10 protein-coding genes and 1 pseudogene are annotated in these 18,656 nt (G+C 38.1%); 8 read left to right on the forward strand and 3 right to left on the reverse strand.

What is annotated here, in order from left to right:
* Positions 1-21: 21 nt before the first annotated feature.
* Together CJZ72_RS15135 and gap are read right to left on the reverse strand one after the other, a co-directional pair.
* A pseudogene (locus CJZ72_RS15135) lies at positions 22-142 on the reverse strand (DUF3788 family protein); the annotation flags it as partial.
* A gap of 31 nt (positions 143-173) precedes the next feature.
* On the reverse strand, positions 174-1,184 hold the full coding sequence (gene gap / locus CJZ72_RS11100; RefSeq protein ID WP_081133494.1) for a type I glyceraldehyde-3-phosphate dehydrogenase: 1,011 nt from the start codon (positions 1,182-1,184) through the stop codon (positions 174-176).
* A gap of 320 nt (positions 1,185-1,504) precedes the next feature.
* Between gap and obgE the strand changes: the two genes are divergently transcribed.
* The 7 genes from obgE to CJZ72_RS11135 all read left to right on the forward strand — a co-directional run bounded on the left by obgE (position 1,505) and on the right by CJZ72_RS11135 (position 9,071).
* Entirely contained in the window at positions 1,505-2,818 is a 1,314-nt protein-coding gene (gene obgE / locus CJZ72_RS11105; protein ID WP_016176722.1) for a GTPase ObgE, read from the forward strand.
* Positions 2,819-2,991: 173 nt separating this feature from the next.
* Positions 2,992-3,573, forward strand: coding sequence for a DUF1269 domain-containing protein (locus tag CJZ72_RS11110; protein WP_081133496.1), 582 nt, complete (start codon positions 2,992-2,994; stop codon positions 3,571-3,573).
* A gap of 336 nt (positions 3,574-3,909) precedes the next feature.
* Positions 3,910-4,845: a ribonuclease Z gene (rnz, locus tag CJZ72_RS11115; RefSeq protein ID WP_081133497.1), complete on the forward strand. Its 936-nt coding sequence runs from the start codon at positions 3,910-3,912 to the stop codon at positions 4,843-4,845.
* Between the two features lie 2 nt (positions 4,846-4,847).
* Complete coding sequence (locus CJZ72_RS11120) at positions 4,848-5,636, forward strand: SDR family NAD(P)-dependent oxidoreductase (protein ID WP_005875872.1); 789 nt, start codon at positions 4,848-4,850, stop codon at positions 5,634-5,636.
* A gap of 10 nt (positions 5,637-5,646) precedes the next feature.
* The gene (locus tag CJZ72_RS11125) at positions 5,647-6,081 is read left to right on the forward strand and encodes a LapA family protein (RefSeq protein WP_081133498.1); all 435 of its coding nucleotides are present in this window, start codon (positions 5,647-5,649) and stop codon (positions 6,079-6,081) included.
* 166 nt (positions 6,082-6,247) lie between these two features.
* Positions 6,248-8,545: a single-stranded-DNA-specific exonuclease RecJ gene (gene recJ, locus CJZ72_RS11130; protein ID WP_095443836.1), complete on the forward strand. Its 2,298-nt coding sequence runs from the start codon at positions 6,248-6,250 to the stop codon at positions 8,543-8,545.
* A 13-nt stretch (positions 8,546-8,558) separates the two neighbouring features.
* Positions 8,559-9,071, forward strand: a complete 513-nt coding sequence (locus CJZ72_RS11135; protein ID WP_005875866.1) for an adenine phosphoribosyltransferase — start codon at positions 8,559-8,561, stop codon at positions 9,069-9,071.
* A 243-nt stretch (positions 9,072-9,314) separates the two neighbouring features.
* Here CJZ72_RS11135 and CJZ72_RS11140 read toward each other — a convergent pair whose 3' ends face one another.
* Complete coding sequence (locus CJZ72_RS11140; RefSeq protein WP_095443582.1) at positions 9,315-10,610, reverse strand: ISL3 family transposase; 1,296 nt, start codon at positions 10,608-10,610, stop codon at positions 9,315-9,317.
* Between the two features lie 823 nt (positions 10,611-11,433).
* Between CJZ72_RS11140 and CJZ72_RS11145 the strand changes: the two genes are divergently transcribed.
* Positions 11,434-18,558, forward strand: a complete 7,125-nt coding sequence (locus CJZ72_RS11145) for a QWxxN domain (RefSeq protein WP_232509739.1) — start codon at positions 11,434-11,436, stop codon at positions 18,556-18,558.
* Positions 18,559-18,656: the final 98 nt, after the last annotated feature.

Raw genomic sequence — 18,656 nt, forward strand, 5'->3', positions numbered from 1 at the left:
AATCAGTTTTGCCACAGACTCTCGAATAAACGGTGGGAGCAGAAGCAACTCCTTCGGAAATAAGCCGAAATTCACAAAAAATTTGAAAAGCAATTTTCGTTAATTTCTTCTTATTTCTCGGAGTTAAACACTTCTGTCCCAACCTCTCTGTTTATGTCATTATTCAATTAAAATCAAAGATTTGCAAATTTTTCTAATAGACGAATCATTTGGCAAGTGAACCCATATTCATTGTCGTACCAAGCAACTGTTTTCACTAATTGGAAATCACCTGCTGTAGTTACTTCAGTTTGTGTTGGGTCAAAAATTGAACCTTGAGTCGTTCCGATAACGTCACCAGAAACGATTTCGCGATCGTCATACCCAAATGAAGGATTATCAACAGTATGTTTCTTGATTGCTTCGTTAACTTCTTCAGCAGTTACTTTTGTTTTTAAGATTGAAACTAATTCTGTTAATGAGCCATCAACGACTGGAACACGTTGTGCATGTCCTTGAAGTTTTCCTTGTAATTCAGGAATAACTAAGCCGATTGCTTTTGCAGCACCAGTTGAGTGAGGGATGGTGTTATCTGCTGCAGAACGAGCAGCACGTAAGTTACCACCTTTTACTGGGCCGTCTAGTAACATTTGTGTAGAAGTATAAGCATGGACAGTTGTCATTGTTCCTACTTCAATCCCAAATTCATTATTTAAAAAGTAAGCCATTGGTGCTAAGCAGTTTGTTGTACAAGAACCAGCAGAAATGATTTTGTCATTTGCATCTAACGTATCATCATTTACGTTATAAACGATCGTTTTCATTGCTCCAGCTGGTGCAGAGATCACGACACGTTTAACGCCTGCGTTCAAGTGGGCTTGTGCTTTTTCTTCAGAAGTGTAAAAACCAGTACATTCTAAAACAATATCGACACCATTTTCTTTAACCCAAGGGATCTTACTTGCATCAGGTTCAGCATACACGCGTGTAGTTTCACCATCAACTACGATTGAGTCTTCTGTTGCAGTAACTGTACCTGGATACGTACCGTGTGTTGAATCAAATTGTAACAATTGAGCCAACATCGTTGGGCTAGTTAAGTCATTGATTGCTACTACTTCAATATCATCTGATACTTCTTTGATACGGCGGAACGCCAAACGTCCAATACGTCCAAATCCATTAATACCTACTTTTACTGTCATAATCAAAAGTTCCTCCTTTATTTGGAGATTGTCGAATGCCCAATCTTCATTAATACATCTATTATTTTCCTCCTGTTGTTTTCATTTGTCAAAAAATTATACTTACAAAAGTAAAGTAACCTTAATTATTTCCGTTTTTGAGTCTTCGCAAGTAAGTAGGCAAGTCAAATCAGAGATAAAACAGACAAAAGGGAGAAACTTTGGCTGAAAAGATGGACAAAATGGCTTTTCACCGATAAAATAAATAGGACTTTTGTTTATTGTGGAAATTCAGGCAGTCAAGTAATTAAATATAAATAAATTAATAGGAGGACTTAAAGATGTCCATGTTTTTAGATCAAGTGACGATCGATGTGAAAGCCGGTAAAGGCGGCGACGGAATGGTGGCATTCCGCAGAGAAAAATATGTACCTGATGGTGGTCCTGCTGGCGGTGATGGCGGACACGGGGGTGCGGTGATCTTAGTTGTTGACGAAGGATTACGCACATTGATGGATTTTCGTTTCAACCGTCATTTTAAAGCTCAACCTGGAGAAAACGGGATGAGTAAAGGTATGCATGGCCGTGGATCAGAAGATACGTATGTCAAGGTGCCACAGGGAACAACAGTGAGAGACGCAGAAACAGGTGCTTTACTAGGTGATTTGATTGAAAATGGTCAAACACTTGTTGTAGCAAAAGGTGGCCGCGGCGGTCGTGGAAATATCCGATTCGCTTCACCAAGAAATCCAGCACCTGAAATCGCCGAAAATGGCGAACCAGGTCAAGAAAGAAAAATCGAATTAGAATTGAAGGTACTGGCTGATGTAGGTTTGGTTGGTTTTCCTTCTGTAGGTAAATCCACACTTCTTTCAGTGATTTCTTCAGCTCGTCCGAAAATCGGTGCGTATCATTTTACGACCCTTGTTCCGAATCTCGGCATGGTTACAACCAGCGATGGCAGAAGTTTTGCAGCCGCTGATCTACCAGGTCTGATTGAAGGAGCTTCCCAAGGCGTTGGACTGGGAACTCAATTTTTACGTCACATCGAACGTACGCGCGTTATCCTACATGTGATCGACATGAGTGGAATGGAAGGAAGAGATCCATATGAAGATTATTTAGCAATCAATCATGAATTATCTTCTTATAATCTACGTTTACTCGAACGTCCACAGATCATTGTTGCAAATAAAATGGATATGCCAAACGCTGAAGAAAACTTGGCAAAATTCAAAGAGCAATTGAACAAAGAAAAAACAGACGAGTTTGCAGATGACATTCCTGTTTTCCCAATTTCAGGCGTGACTAGAAAAGGAATTGATCCATTATTGAATGCAACAGCGGATCTACTTGAGGTTACACCAGAATTTCCTCTATATGATGAAGAAATCGAGGAAGAAACAGTACAATATGGCTTTAATCCAGATGAGCCAGAATTCAAGATCGACCGTGATCCAGATGCTACTTGGATCTTATCTGGTGAAAAGATCGAGAAATTGTTCCAAATGACAAACTTCGACCATGATGAAACAGTTATGCGCTTTGCCCGTCAATTACGTGGAATGGGTGTCGACGAAGCATTACGTGCTAGAGGAGCTAAAGATGGCGACCTCGTAAGAATCGGCGAATTTGAATTTGAATTCGTTGAATAATGGTAAATTGTTTCAAGTAGTAAAATAATAAAAGTTTGTTTTTGAGTATCTAAAGAGTGAGAGAAAAGTAGATTTGCTTTTTTCTTGCTCTTTTTTGTTATTTTTAAAGGGTATTTCTTTTGTTTTTTTGAAATAAACGGTAGAATGAATAAAAAGAAGAAGGAGTGTTTTCGATGAATAAACGAGTAATCATTTTAAATTTTCCTGTAGAGAGTCAAGCCTATCAAGCGTTTTCTGAAATCAAAAAATTCCATGCTGCTCGTTCGATCAAAGGAGAGCAAATGGCAGTCATCCGTCATGAACCAAATGGGGCCCATCAATTCAAAATTGAAGATTTTCTAGATTTTACAGGCAACAACAAATCATCCACTGGCGGATTGATCGGCATGCTGGTTGGCATTCTGGGAGGACCACTAGGGATTCTGTTAGGCTGGTTTGCTGGCGGAATGATCGGAGCAACACAAGACGCGAAAGAAATCAAAGATGCACAGACAGTTTTCGATTTTGTAGGAAGTAAAATCAGTGAAGGTACGACTGGGCTGATTTTGATTGCTGAAGAAGAAGACAACCGTCCATTGAATCAATTAGTGACAATGGAATTAGGGGGAGAAATCACTCGTTTGGACTACGATGATGTAGAAAAAGATGTCCATGATGCCCGAGAAGTCGAGGATAAAGCAAAAGAAGCTGCCAAGAAAAACTGGCAAGACAAACATCCTCAACAGGATGCTGATTCCGATCATCCAGCTGAATAACGATGAATGTGGGACAAAAGTAAGAAACACTTTTGTCTCATTCTTTAAAAACGAATAAACGGTGGGAGCAGAAGCAACTCCTTCGTAAATAAGCCGAAATTCACAAAAATTTGAAAAGCAATTTTCGTGAATTTCTTCTTATTTCTCGGAGTTAAACACTTCTGTCCCAACATCGTTTTTTTCTCCAATTTCTCAAACCTAAACGATTTTTGTCTCGACCTCCTTTTCGATTTTGGTTTATTTCTTATGATTATTGAAGCATTTTAGACTTTCGGTTGATTATCAGTTGATTTTCCCATAAAATTAATAGGGAACTTAAAGAAAGTCAGGTAGATTATGGAATTACAATTTTTAGGAACAGGAGCAGGAGTACCTGCTAAACATAGAAATGTGACAAGTATTGCATTAAAACTCTTAGATGAAAGAAATGAAGTTTGGTTATTTGATTGTGGGGAAGGAACACAGATGCAGATCTTGCGTACGAGTATCCGCCCACGAAAAATCGAAAAAATATTCATCACCCATTTACATGGGGATCATATTTTTGGATTACCTGGTTTACTTAGCAGCCGCTCTTTTCAAGGGGGAGATACACCGCTTGAAATATACGGACCTAAAGGAATCGAAACGTTTATCAAAACTTCTTTAGCTGTTTCGCAAACTCGATTAGGTTATGCGTTGAAATTTATTGAATTGACTGAGGATCAGCCAATCTTTGAAGACCAACAATTTTCTGTTTATACAAAGAAACTGGATCATGGCATCGATAGTTTTGGCTATCGGGTCGTGGAGCATGACCATAAAGGAGAATTGCAAGTCGACAAACTGAAAGAATTAGCTATTCCAGCTGGACCGATCTATGGTAAGCTAAAAAAAGGTGAAACAGTCACTCTTGATGATGGACGGACCATTGATGGCAAAGCATTTGTGGGACCGGATAAAAAAGGTAGGATCGTCACGATTTTAGGCGATACTCGAAAAACAGGTAATTCTGTCCTTCTTGCTCAGGATAGTGATGTACTCGTTCATGAAAGTACATTTAACAAAAATGAGGAAAAAATGGCGCGTAATTATTACCATTCAACTACGCATCAAGCAGCGGAAATCGCGAAGGAAGCAAAAACTAACAAATTATTATTGACACATATCAGTGCTCGTTATTTAGGCAAAGCAGCATTGGAACTTGAAAATGAAGCAAAAGAAATCTTTCCTAATACGTTGATCATGAAAGATTTTGAAACAATTGAAGTACCGTTTCGTGAGGAGGAATAGGTGTGAATCTAGAAGATAAAGTAGTGCTAGTAACAGGTGGTTCTGGAGGATTAGGCGCTCAAATTTGTTATGAAGCAGCAAAACAAGGGGCAATCGTCATTACATGTGCGAGAAGGATCCAGATGATCGGCGAAGTAAAAGAAGAATGCAAAAGATTGAGTGGAACAGAGGCTTATGCTTTTCAAGTAGACGTCAGTGATCCCGATAGTGTCGATGCATTGTATGAAAAAGTAATGGATGAAGTCGGTCGAGTCGATGTGTTAGTCAATAATGCGGGTTTCGGTATTTTCGAAGATTTTCTAAGCTTTGATTTAGGCAAAGCGTACGACATGTTTGAAGTAAATGTGTTGGGAATGATGGTCTTGACTCAAAAATTTGCACTTGATATGGCTGAGCGAAGACAAGGGCATATCATCAATATCGCTTCGATGGCTGGCAAAATGGCTACAGCTAAATCAACGATCTATTCCGCTACGAAATTTGCTGTTTTGGGATTTTCCAATGCATTGAGATTAGAATTGAAACCATTAGGCGTAGCCGTTACTACTGTCAATCCTGGACCTGTCGCTACAGATTTCTTTGATAAAGCAGATCCTAGTGGCAGCTATTTAGAAAAAGTAGATCAACTTGTTTTGGATCCAACCAAATTAGCGAAAGCAATCGTTCGTAATATGAAATATCCGAAACGTGAAATCAATAAACCAGTGATCCTTGAAATCGCAGCTAAATTTTACACGCTCTTCCCAACAATTGGCGATTATTTAGCGAGTGGTATTTTCAATAAAAAGTAGGTGAAGAAAAGTGAAAAAACAAAGTGGTGTGATCATCGGTTTTCTACTTGTTTTAGTCATTGTACTATTTGCGGTATTGAATAACAAAAATGTGCCTGTTAGTTTCGGTGTTGCTTCGTTTTCTGCACCGCTGATCCTAGTCATCATAGGTTCTGCGATCATCGGCGCATTGATTGTTTTTGTCACCGCCTCAACGACATTATGGCAACAAAAAAAACAAATCAAACAGTTGACACAAGAACTAGCTGAAGCCCAAAAAGATGTTGAAGCAAAAGTGAACGAGGCAAAAGAAGAACAACAGCGTGAATTCAGAAATGAACGCGCAGAACTTGAAGCTGCTTATCAAGCAGAACTGCAAGCAACGAAAGAACAACTGCAACAGTTACAAACACCAAAGGAAAATAATACGCCATCACCTAAACAAAGCTATAATTATTTTGATTGATCGGTTTTATCATGAATGTTTAGGCTAAGAAAATTGATAAAGACTATTTCTTGCGAGGCCCGAAAAAGTTTTAGGATTCCTTCCTCTTTTCGGGCTTTCTTTTTGTTTCTTTCTTCTTTTTTTTAGCGTTTTCCTTTGCTATAATAACTAAGTTAGGAGTGAGAACGTGAGACAAGCAAACTATGATTGGAAGTTAAGTGATATGGAGCCTTCCACATCCTTTCTCCAAATGATCGAAAAACAAGGTATCTCTCCTTTTATCGGCAAGATGCTATGGCAACGCGGTTATCGAGAAGAAAAGGAATTACAACGATTTTTAAATCCAAAAGAACAATCTCTTTATGATCCTTACTTGATGCACAACATGGACAAAGCCATCAGTCGGATTCAAAAAGCTGTGATCGAGGGAGAAAAAATCTTGGTTTACGGCGACTATGATGCAGACGGAATCACTAGCACGACAGTAATGAAAGAGACACTGGAACTCTTAGGGGCAGAGGTCGAAACGTTTTTACCCAATCGTTTTCTCCATGGATACGGCCCAAATCCTACTGTATACAAAGAAAAAATCGAAACAGGGGTCCAATTGATCGTCACTGTCGATAATGGCGTAGCAGGGAATGAGGCTGTTTCCTATGCACAGGAAGCTGGGGTGGATGTGATCATTACAGATCATCACGAGTTACCTGATCATTTACCAGAGGCCTATGCCATCGTGCATCCCCGTCATCCAGAAGGAAATTATCCTTTTCCGGATCTTGCTGGAGTAGGTGTAGCTTTTAAAGTGGCCACTGCTCTACTAGAAGAACCTCCGGCTGAATTCTTAGATTTAGTTGCTATAGGTACGATTGCCGATCTGGTTTCGCTGACGGATGAAAACCGTGTGTTAGTTTCTCTAGGTTTGGATGCTATCAAGCACTCTGAACGCATCGGATTACAAGCACTTTTCTCAGAAAGTGGCGTGAAGGCGAAAGAGGCAGATGAAACAATGATCGGTTTTTCGATTGCGCCTCGATTGAATGCCATCGGCCGTATGGGTGATCCAAATCCAGCTGTGGAATTATTGGCTACTTTTGATGAAGAAGATGCAGCGAGACAAGCCAAGAAACTAAATGAGATCAATGATCAAAGAAAAAAAATAGTGGATGACATCGCTCAGGAAGCACTAGGGATGATCGACGAAACGAATCAGATCCATTTACTTGCACACCCTAGCTGGCATGAAGGTGTTTTGGGGATCGTAGCTGGTAAAATCATGAACCAAACAGGCAAACCAACTATTGTTCTGGGTATAAAAGAAGATGGAACAGCTAAAGGGTCTGGTCGCAGTGTTGACGCACTGAATCTATATGAAATGTTGGATAAGATGCGTGATCTATTTACATTCTTCGGAGGGCACCATGCAGCTGTCGGTCTAACGATGCCAAAAGAAAATATCTCAGCTTTACAAGAACGCATGAATCACTATGTTGTAGAACAAGGAATCGATTTAACTAAGGGTCCTGCTTTAAGGATTGATGAAATCTTGACACCAAAAGATGCAACAGTAGAGTTGATCGATGCCTTGAAGTTACTCGCACCATTTGGAACGGATAATCCGGTTCCGCAGTTTCTATTCCGTCAGACTTCAGCTGAAAATGTAAAAAGGATCGGTACAGCGCAACAACATTTAAAATTAACGCTAGTAGACGATGGTGCACAATTGGATGCTGTTGCTTTCGGATTTGGTAGTGAAGAAAACGAACTATTGAATAACCCCATTGATGTGGTGGGGAAACTTTCAGTCAATGAATGGAATGGCCGCAAGAAACCGCAGTTGATGGTAACGGATTTTGGCGTCAATGGTTTCCAGATATTCGATTGGCGTTCAAAACGGTATAGAACCCTAACCGAATTCAAAGAAGATATCTTTTACTTGGCTTTTGAAAAAAATTCTCTTAAAGAGTTGAACAAGGAAATAAGAGAGAAGATCATACTCTTTGAAAGCCTTGAAAAGACGAAAGAGTTAATTGAAGGAAAAAATTACCACGCATTGCTGCTCGTTGATTGTCCCACTGATCTCCTTGTTTTGGAAGAAATCCTTACGTTTGGTTCATTTGATCGAATGTATTTATTAGGGGTTTCCCATGATGAAGCGTATTTAAATGGTGTCGGTACAAGAGAACAGTATGCGAAATTGTTCAAATTGATCCATACGCAAGATAAAATCGATATCCGTTATAAGTTAGAAGCAATTTCAACCTATTTGAAAATACCACAAAAATTATTAATTTTTATGATTCAGGTGTTTTTTGAGTTGAAATTTGTTACAATAGAAAATGGCGTTTTACAAAAAGTCGAAAAACCTGAAAGTCATCCATTGACTGAAAGTCCGCTTTATCAGCGGCGACTTAAGAAGATCAAAGTGGAGGAATTTTTACTATTGAGTGATATTCCAACTATTAAAAAAAGGTTAACAACCTAGGAGGAAACAAAGAGTGGATTTAAAAGATTATATTGCAAGCATTCCTGATTACCCATCAAAAGGAATCATTTTTCGGGATATCTCCCCACTTATGGCAGATGGAGATGCCTACCGCGAGGCCACAAAACAAATCGTGGACTATGCAAAAGAAAAACGAATTGACATGGTAGTTGGACCTGAAGCTCGCGGATTTATCGTTGGTTGTCCGGTAGCCTATGAAATGGGCGTTGGTTTTGCTCCAGTACGTAAGAAAGGCAAACTTCCTCGTGAAACGATCGAAGTAACTTACGGTCTTGAATACGGTACAGATACATTGACGCTCCACAAAGATGCAATCAAACCAGGGCAACGCGTATTGATCTGCGATGATCTACTAGCGACAGGTGGTACGATCAAAGCAACGATCGACTTAGTGGAAGAACTAGGTGGTGTTGTAGTTGGCTGTGCATTCTTGATCGAATTGATGGAACTAAAAGGCCGCGAAAAAATCGAAGGCTATGACATGATCACATTGATGGAATACTAATTGAATTTCGATTGACCTGATAAGAAGGCTAAACCGAAATCACTAGTCTAAATCACTTTCTTTTAAGCAACACCAAAAATTATAGAACCATTTTTTGAACAAGTCAGACCCTCCCAAAATTGGAACAACTATTTTGGGAGGGTTCGGCTTGTTTTTTGGGCTCTTTGTCAAATGATGTTGGTAAAGAGAAATCTTAGAATAATTTGGACAGAACAGAAAGAAGAAACCCTCTTTCTGTTCTGTTTATTTGGTTAAAAATGTTTTGCCATGACGAATCATGATCCGTAGTTTGAAATTGTAAAAGTTGCGAAAGCCGTACGCATTGCGTTTTAATACTTTGATGTGGTTGTTTAAACATTCTAATGGTCCGTTTGAATAGCTGTAGTGAAGCGCATTTTGGATCTGTGGCAGAAAATTTTTAAACGTTCGTAAAGTGGTTGTATAGGTTTCAGGCAGACCGCTAATGTCTCTAGTTAAACAATCCTCAAATAGTGACTGATCTCTTTTCTTTACCGCATAAAGAATGTCTTGGTATAACTGATAGCCTTGGCGTAAGTTGGGACAAGCAGCTAACAGTCGATCGACAATCTCACTTTCAGTCAAATAATCTTTAAAACTGGCACGCCAAACCCGTTTTTCATAGTTTAACTTTGCTTCTTCTTTTTGTAGGAGTTTCCAATAACGTTTCATTTTTTTCCCTAGTCCTCGTTGAGACTGAGAAGATCCTTTAAGTCGTACAGTGGTTTCTTTCACTCGGTGATTCAAGAAAGTTCTGCCAATATGTTGGACGATGTGGAAACGGTCGATGATCAACTGAGCATTCGGGAAAAGCTTTTTAACTAACGAAACATAAGGCGCATACATATCAATAACAATCAATTGAACGGCTTCACGAGTCGCTAATGAAAACCGAGAAAAATAGCGTTCTAAATAAGGCAAGCGTCGATTTTCGACAATATCCAATAATGCATGGCTTTGTCCGTCCATCATGATAAAACTCATTGCACTGGCAACACTTCGAACCGATTTGAATTCATCAAAGCATAAGACCTTTGGCAAAGTCTGTTTGAAAGGATTCAATGGGCGGTAGAATCGCTTCATGACACGATAGACCGAAGAAGTGGAAATATTTTTCTGACGAGCGATTTCCGTCATGGAAGTATTCTCTTTTAAGCGAGCAATAACAGACCAACGAACTTTTTGAGTAATGAAACAGTGTTTTTCAGCAACAGAGGTATCCGCTACGAATGTTCTTTGGCAAGACTTACATTTAAATCGTTGTTTCTTCAACTCCAGATAAGTGCGATACTCAGACACATCATTCAGTAACAACCGAACGGTTGTCGTCCCCCAACGAATGATCCTAGAGGGGACGACACAAAGACAATGGGGACACTCTTCTGGCTTGTACAGAAGAGTTCCTTTGTAAATCAAGCAAATTTGCCCTTTATATTTTTCTTTAGTTAAACAATTTTCCTCGAAATAGATATTTAGGTCTAGAATATTTAGGGTATCTTTGATAAGCTGAGTATGAGACATCTTGAATCCTCCTATGAATTGGTAGCCAAATTAATTCTAAAGGATTTCAGGGTGTCTTTTCTATATTTTTTTATACAAAAAAGATGTTGGCGAAGTTCACCAACATCAAAAAGTATAGAGCCGTTTTTTGTCTCTTTGTCAAATCGTGTTGGTGGAGACAAATTTGAAAAAAGCATAGTCCGCTATGTAGTGCGTTTTGTACCATGATTTTTTTTATCTGCAAAAATTCGTTCAATGAGTTGTTTTCTAACTAATACAATTACTCTTAAAGTTATTTATACGATTAATATAAAAATAAAAATACTGAAAACAACACTTCGAATTTAGGTGATTGTCCACAGTCTATCGTCACTTTTTTTAAAAAAAAGAAATTATTGTTTGGATAATTATTTGTTTTTTCTGCAAGGTAGAGAACCTTTTCAAAGGAATCATAAAAATAATTCATTATGTTATTATCAGAGAATGAATTTTGAAAGTAAGCAGCTGATTGGGTTGCTGTTATAGCGATAATAGTGGAGGAAGTATACTAAGCATACAAATTCATAAAAAGAAATTAAACCTGATCAACTTCTAATTAATTGAATAAAATAATGTTATTTCGTTGTAGTTAACTCATTATTTCTATATTTTGAAAAGGCACATCAAAATTTTCTATCCTATAATCAAAGATAGGAAAGCTTGAGTGTTTTCGTGGGGATTATCATTTTTATTATATTAAGACTCTTGAGTTTTACCTTAGAGAAGCTTTCAGCAGTTGGTAGTCTGAAATACGGTTAAATTTGGTTGAGCAGATTTGAGTTATTAATAAGAGAGGATGATGAAAATGCCCCAGACAGATTTTAGAGAAAAAACTGGTCGATTCTATAATGAGATGAATGATGAGAACTATAGTCCAAAGGCCACACAAGAAAAGCTGAATTTTATTGCCGATTCTATTGGCCAACAACCAACACGAGAAGCCCTGTTATCTCCAACAGGAATACTTTTTCTATTAAGTATCTTACAAAATTTAGAATTACCTTCAGAAGGGGGACCAAAACAAGAAAATGCTGTTCAAAAAACCTCCGCAGCGTTTGAAGCAAACACGGTGGTACAAACGAGGCATGAAAGAGAAAAAGTAAGAATTGATTCATTTCTATCAAGTTCTACGGTGAACACTACACGTGTGAATCAGCCTACACCGCTGAATCGAACAGAAAAAAGTGACGCCATACAAGAATCATCATCAGGATCTTCGAGACGTGTTTATATTTTGTCAGAAGAAGTTCATAACCTGAGCCTGGAACTCCATAAGTTAGCCTATGGTATTAAGGAACTTTCAAATTGTACGACAGAAAAAGAAACTTTTCAGTTAGGTGGAACGATTGAAAAAACTCATTTTAATACGATTTGTCAAACAGCAACTGCTAAATCTAATCAAGTGAATAAACAGGATCCAATTCAATCAAAGGAGATTAAACACTTTTTGTTTGCAAGTTCTTCGGAAAAGAAAAAAGGAACAGCTAATTCTTTTTCAAGTGGAGAGGCAGCTCAAATGTTGAGAAAAAACTTTCAAGCATTCTTTGAAAAAGAATATGCACAGAGCCATAACTCTAACGATAATGTGGTTTCGCAGCAGGCATCTTTTTGGGAAGAACTAACTGAAACGTTTTCTTCTTTTTTTAGTCAATTTGAACAGACAACCTATTCAGAACAACAGGGAGGTGCGCCAGGTGACTCGATTATGGATTGCTTTTTAAGTATGATGATGCGGACTTTTTCGGTTCACTATGAGAACCCGGAGTCAGTGGCTCAACGAACGAAACGAGATGTCAGTTGGCTTATCAATTCACATATCTCAAATCATTCCGAAACCCCAAAATCAACGAAAACGAACCCGTCGGAGCCAGAAAATAAACCCTCAACTTCGGAACAAAATGAGTTTGTTTTGAAAGAAGACGAAGTAGTTTTTTTGTCAAAGATTAGTCAGTTAACTAGTGATCTAGCAACCAGGTTAGATAGCTTTGTTCAAAGAATAATCCCAACCTTTGGTATTGAAGCAAAGCCACTTTCCGAGCAAGAGCAATCTTTGATGACATCAACTGAAGCGATTTTAATGGACGAACAATCTGATAGACCAACATCTTTGACCGATGACTTTGAGAGAAAACAAGTCGATCAAATGAATGAAACGATTATCACTAAACAATTACTTCTCACACGTTTTCCAGAGCCATTACCGATATTTTTTTATAATAACGAACTTTTTCAGAGGAAAAATGAAACAAGTAACGTAAATAAAAAACTTAAAGAATTTTTCATGAAAGAAAAATGTGCGAACGATACTACTCCCGATGTAGAATTACTAGAAATTGCTCAAAAATGGATTGGAAATAAAGAGATAGATAAATTGGAAAGAAAACATTTTTTGGCGTACATTATCCTTGAAAATTACGGAATAGAGAACGTGAGGTGGGGAGAATTTATATCTGCCGGTAAACTGCAAGATATCTTTTTACAGTGGAAAACCAATACGTTATTAGAAGATTATACATACAAAGAAATCACTGGTAAGACGAGTCAATATGATTTGTCTAAAACAGACCCCATCTTAGTCACTGCTTTTAATGAATATAAAAAAGAAAGAGATTGCATATTCGCTGAATTTACGAAGGGGGTACCACACACTATTCCTAGCACTCAGATACTCTCTCCTATCTATCATGAGGATAGTTTGTTTCATGCACGTGGAAAAACAGAAGAGGTAAATGAAGAAGTTTGGCACTTTCTTGCTAGTCAAAAATTTTCAAAGGATCTTACATCGTCAAGAGAATTAGTTCAAAAGGTGCAAGAATGGATCTTTGCGGGAAAAAATTATGGAACGATTATAGAAAGACAACATCAAGTTGCTGAGTTAATTTGTAAAGTATATGGGGGGACAACTGAAAATATGTCTCCCACTATGGCACGGCTCTATTTATTGCAATGGGAAGATAACAATGCACAAGTAGGGTACAGCTTTAGAGAAGTTGAAAAGGAAAAAGATGGCGAATCCACGAAAGATAAAGCAACTGAAACAGAGAATCTTGAGAAAAAAATCGCGGATTTTATTCGGGAAAATGACATTGAAGTCCCACAACTAAATAAAAAACTACCTGAACTTGATGAAAAACAAAAAGAGAATCAGCGTATAGAAATTTCTTCTTTGTTAGCTAAAAATGGAATGCCTTACGTGTATTTTGATCCTAAAAGTCTTATTCAAGCGGTCACACAGTGGCTGTTTTTTGGGACAGTAAATTCGGAGCTAGTGCATTCTGTTGAGCTAGATGTAACCAACTCAGAACCATCGAATTCTCTTGGAATTAAGGAAACTAGCCCAGAAGCATTGTATGCTTTTAAAATCAAGCAATTAGCCAATGTGCTCCTTGAAAAGGAGGAAGGAGAAGAAATCTCAGAAGAACTAGCAAATGACATTGTAGGTGAATGGCTAGCTGATACAACTAAAGAAGAGACCGAATTACAGGAACTTAGAACAAAAGACGAGTTCATACCTAGTGGTGTTACTTCTGTATGGCAAAGCCCAAAATTGCTGGGAAAAGTGGAAGCTTTTTTGCGTCAAGAGAGTTTGTTGCCACCTGGCAGAGCAATAAAAGAAACAGTATTAATTGCCGCAGGGAAATGGCTCATGCCAGAGGATAATAAAAATGTTTTTCACAAAGAAAATCTTCAAGCATTCGTCAAAGTAATAACAAAAGAATTGAATTTTTATGGAGGAAAAGGCGAGGAAATATCAGATAAAGTTGCCGAAATGATGGTGAGGAAGTGGGTATTTGAGAATATACTCGGAGGATCATTCGAAGAATACTTAGCTAAGAAAATTATGGAAGCACCAGATCCATCCATGTTTACTGTCTCTCAACTTGAAAGTGATCTTTACGGCGCTTTATCTGACTTCAACCGTAGAATCCCTGTAGATGAGTTTAAGAATCAGGTAATCGAACAGCAACATAATTTTGTTATGCTATGGAAAAATTTAATTCAAACATCACTATCTGTTGACATTAATCAGCTAGAAAAACAGGATTTGATTTCTCGTTCTGGACTATTTCCACAGATGATAGGGGGAAAACTATTAGAGTTTGTAGGGAATCCTAAAGGAATTAATGATTCACAAAAGAAAAGTCTAGGTGTAGCTTTCATGGATAGCGTAGTTGAAAAAAAAGAACTACGTTTTGTTGAGTTACAGGCAATTTTACTGCCCGCATTGCTTGCAACAGCACAACTAGAACCAGAAGCATTACGTGAAGCTTTCACTAAAGGAAATTATAAAGAAGTGGCCCTGAGTACTTTCTTTGGATACTGGAAAAGAGGTTATTTCAGAGTAGTTGAAGAACAAAAAGCAGTAAATACTTTGTTACAATCCTATCAAAAAGCAGCGCTTAATTGGCGTAGTAAAAAAGCTTTAGCAGAAGAAGTGATTCAAGCGTGCTATGATGCCGATGCACCACTCGTGGGCGATGTAATTCTCCATCCATTGGGCACTCCACCGTTTCACCAAAAAACACGCGAAGAGGAGATCGACTACTATCTAAGTGGAGAAAATCCTTGTCCAACATTGAAGAGGCCGCTCCCTGTTTTGGAAGAAAAATATAAAGAGTTGACAAAAAATGTGGCAGATACTTATGCGCGACTGGATAAGAAGATGATTGAAATAGCACTGCATGCTATGAATTCAACTGAGTCCGAATTTCTTTTTTCGCAAAAGACACAGATTTATGAAGCATCTGCAGAACTTCGAAAAGAAACTGCTACTAGTCGAGGATTTCCTATGTGGAAAAATTTATCATTAAAAGACACCGATTTGTTCATGGCGAAACGTGGTAAGGAAGAACGAGTGTATGGATTGAAAAAGTTGGGAAAGGACTTAGGGTATGCTGTCTATCGAGTAGACAAGGATCCAGAATTGTACAATAAACATGAGTTTTTTGCGGAGAAGTACGTCTATACGCGTGATCGATTAGAATTTAGTGTGAATAAAGACAGTCAGCTATTTAGCTCTTTGCATAGTCAATCTCTTAGTGCTCAAGAGATATTTGCCAGAGGCTTAGGCACGCTGCACTATGATAAATTCTATGACCGAATGTATAAAAGTGGAGATGAAAAAACAAGGAGAGAAAAAGGGATTGACATCCTTTTGGGTCTTATTCCTTTTTATGACTGTGTGACAGGAATCATCGAAAAAGATGCAGAAAAGGCGGTTCCAGCCTGTGTGATGGATGTTCTTTTATGGCTTCCAATAGTAGGACAGACGATTGCAATGACTGCAAAATTTGGAACAGGTGTGTTAAGAGAACTTCTAAAAGGAGGGATAAAAGGTGTCTTACGAAATAGCAAATATTTTCTCCCTACCCGTGCTGAATTATTAAGTTTGGGGATTGAACTGATTCGATACATCGATCCAGGTATTGAAACTATATATGATATAAGCAAATTGCTGCCCAAATTAACGCACTTGAAATTTAGAGTCCAAAGCACGGAAATAAAGAATCTGGTTACGTCGTTAGAAAAACTAACAAAAGAAACCTCAGTTGCTTCGGGATCCATTGTGAAAGCCCGATTGCCAAAAGGCGGCCCAGAGGTACCAGTGAAACTCATAGATAAACGTCTATATGTACAGGTGATAAATTCAAATGGAGATAAATTCGGTCAATATTACCTATTGAAAAATAAACAGTTAGAAGTTTATAAAGGTCCAGTAAAATTTTCAGAAGATCAGAAAAAATTGATTAATCAAGTAGCAGTCAAAATAAATGATGATCTGAATGTGTATGACAGAATAAATGCAAACCCTCAAGCGTATGGTGAAGGGAACGTCAGGACGGTATCCGACTATCCTCATAAACCAGATGAACGCTTGATTCAATTAAACAATCAATGGGTTCCAGTCAAAGAAACGGTGATTGCAGGGCACAGTGTACGTTACGATGTAGAGTTTGAGGGAATCCTGTATCCTGTAAACTTCAACGGTGCCGAGTGGTATTTTGAAGCAGTGACTTCGCCTTTTTTAGGAAAAAAAGTGGGGAACAAAATTGGAAAAAAACTCAGAAATTTCGAAACTCATTCAAAGCCAATCCTGTTTTCGGCACCTAATGAGAGAGGATTAGTGCGAGATGCTTCGGGAAGAACGTATATTAAGATAAAAAATCATTATGTACCGCTCATCTTATTGGATGAGAGAGCAAGACGTTACCATTTGGTGAAAAAAAATGCGAATAGCCCCATGATGATTCTAAGATTCCACCCAGAATTCAATCAATTTCGTGTTGAAACAGTCTTGGAGAGAAAAATCTGGGAAGCTGAACTTAAGTTGGAGTATGATAAATTTGAGGCAAATTATCACAGAACTGGAGGATCACAACCAGGAGGATCACAACCAGTAGGACCGCAACCAGGAGGATCACAACAAGTAGCCCTGCCACAATTCGATTTGAGTACGCGCTTCAGTTTTATACAGGAGATAGACAAACTTCCTATTGGTCCAGATAGATCAGATATGTGGAATGCCGTAAGACAAGCATCTGTACTGCCTCCATCAAATCAAATGCCTCTAAGTCAAATAATGATACAACGATTGTCGGTTCCAATGGATCTAACGGTACAACCTCAGAAATTGACTAATTTTATTCCAAATAGACCTAATGAGGTTCTGGCCTCCTCTTTGGAAAACGAGATTTATCTAAAGACAAGCATGATGAAGAATGATCTGAATCCCCACTTCACTTCACTTCCTAACCGGCCTAAGCTCGATTTTCAAGTAATCAAGGGAGTCGATACAAGGAACTCACCTGATTTTCTCAAAGATTTTCAAGTAGATCTTAAAAAGGGAGTTGATAAGGGAAGACGCGCATTTTCATATCTAAAAGATCGATGCCAACAATTGGCGAGTGTCCCAGATATTTCAGCTACCAAAGAAGGGCAATATTTGGCACAAATGTTCACAATAGAACATGCAATAGATAAAAATCAGATACTAAAAGAGATTAATCAAAGATTGCTATCAATAGCAGAAAGAGGGGAACGAATCCTTCAAGCAACAATAGATACAGGCTTTGAAAATATTTGGATTGCATCTACTGATTTGGTTTTGAATCAAAATACAGGGAGATACGAAACACAATTAGTAAAAAAAGTGGGAGTTTATGCATTCGTGATACCAACTGATCCACAAGCTAGAATGGTCTTTCTGGCCGATACTTTTCATTTGCCACCTGATCCAGTTATTGAGAGAAGAAGGGATCTATTCAAAGTAATTCTACATGAATCGACACATCTTGGTGCACGTACGGGTGATATAGCGCTAGCCCCGAGTCCACGGAAAGGTTATGAAATAAGTGGTAAGGAGCTGTTAGATGATTATCATAAAAACTTTCCTCAAATAGTAAAATCTCCGGCCTTTCATAATTTTGTCGATCGATTAGCAGAACAGCAAAATTTGCCGAATTTATCGCCACAGGCAGTTGAGAGAGCTTTGATTTTCGATGATATGTTACGAGTGAATTTTCACATGGAAGATGCTGAAATGATAGCAGTTATCATCAGAGACCTTGCCGAGCAAAGAAGTTTTGACTTTAAAAAAAGGGTAACAAGAAATCTTGATGAGCAACCATTAGCAGACCAACTAGCAACGATATTTAAAAATTACGCCTTGTCTTCTCTTTTTAATTTAGATCAATATCACTTAAGTCCTCACTTGAATCGAACACAAGAACAAGAGAATATAAAAAATAGTGCTGATCCTCATGAGAAAATGGAAGCAGAAAAGGAAAAAGATAAAAATACACCAAATGTGAAAAGAGAAGAAGAGAAGAGAAGTATATTAAAGGCTATAGCAACAGGAATAGAAAAAAGCAATGCTAGAAGATCAGTGAATAGAAAAAGTTCGAAAATTGGGGAGCTAGCAATAAATTAGGGATAAATAGACAGTCGTTTTCTGATTTAAACTGCAGAAGTTTCACCTAAAAATAAGTGTTACAAGCGCTATTGAATATATAAAATAGGAAAGTGTAA

The organism is Enterococcus durans (genome assembly GCF_002277935.1).
GTDB classification, from domain to species: domain Bacteria; phylum Bacillota; class Bacilli; order Lactobacillales; family Enterococcaceae; genus Enterococcus_B; species Enterococcus_B durans.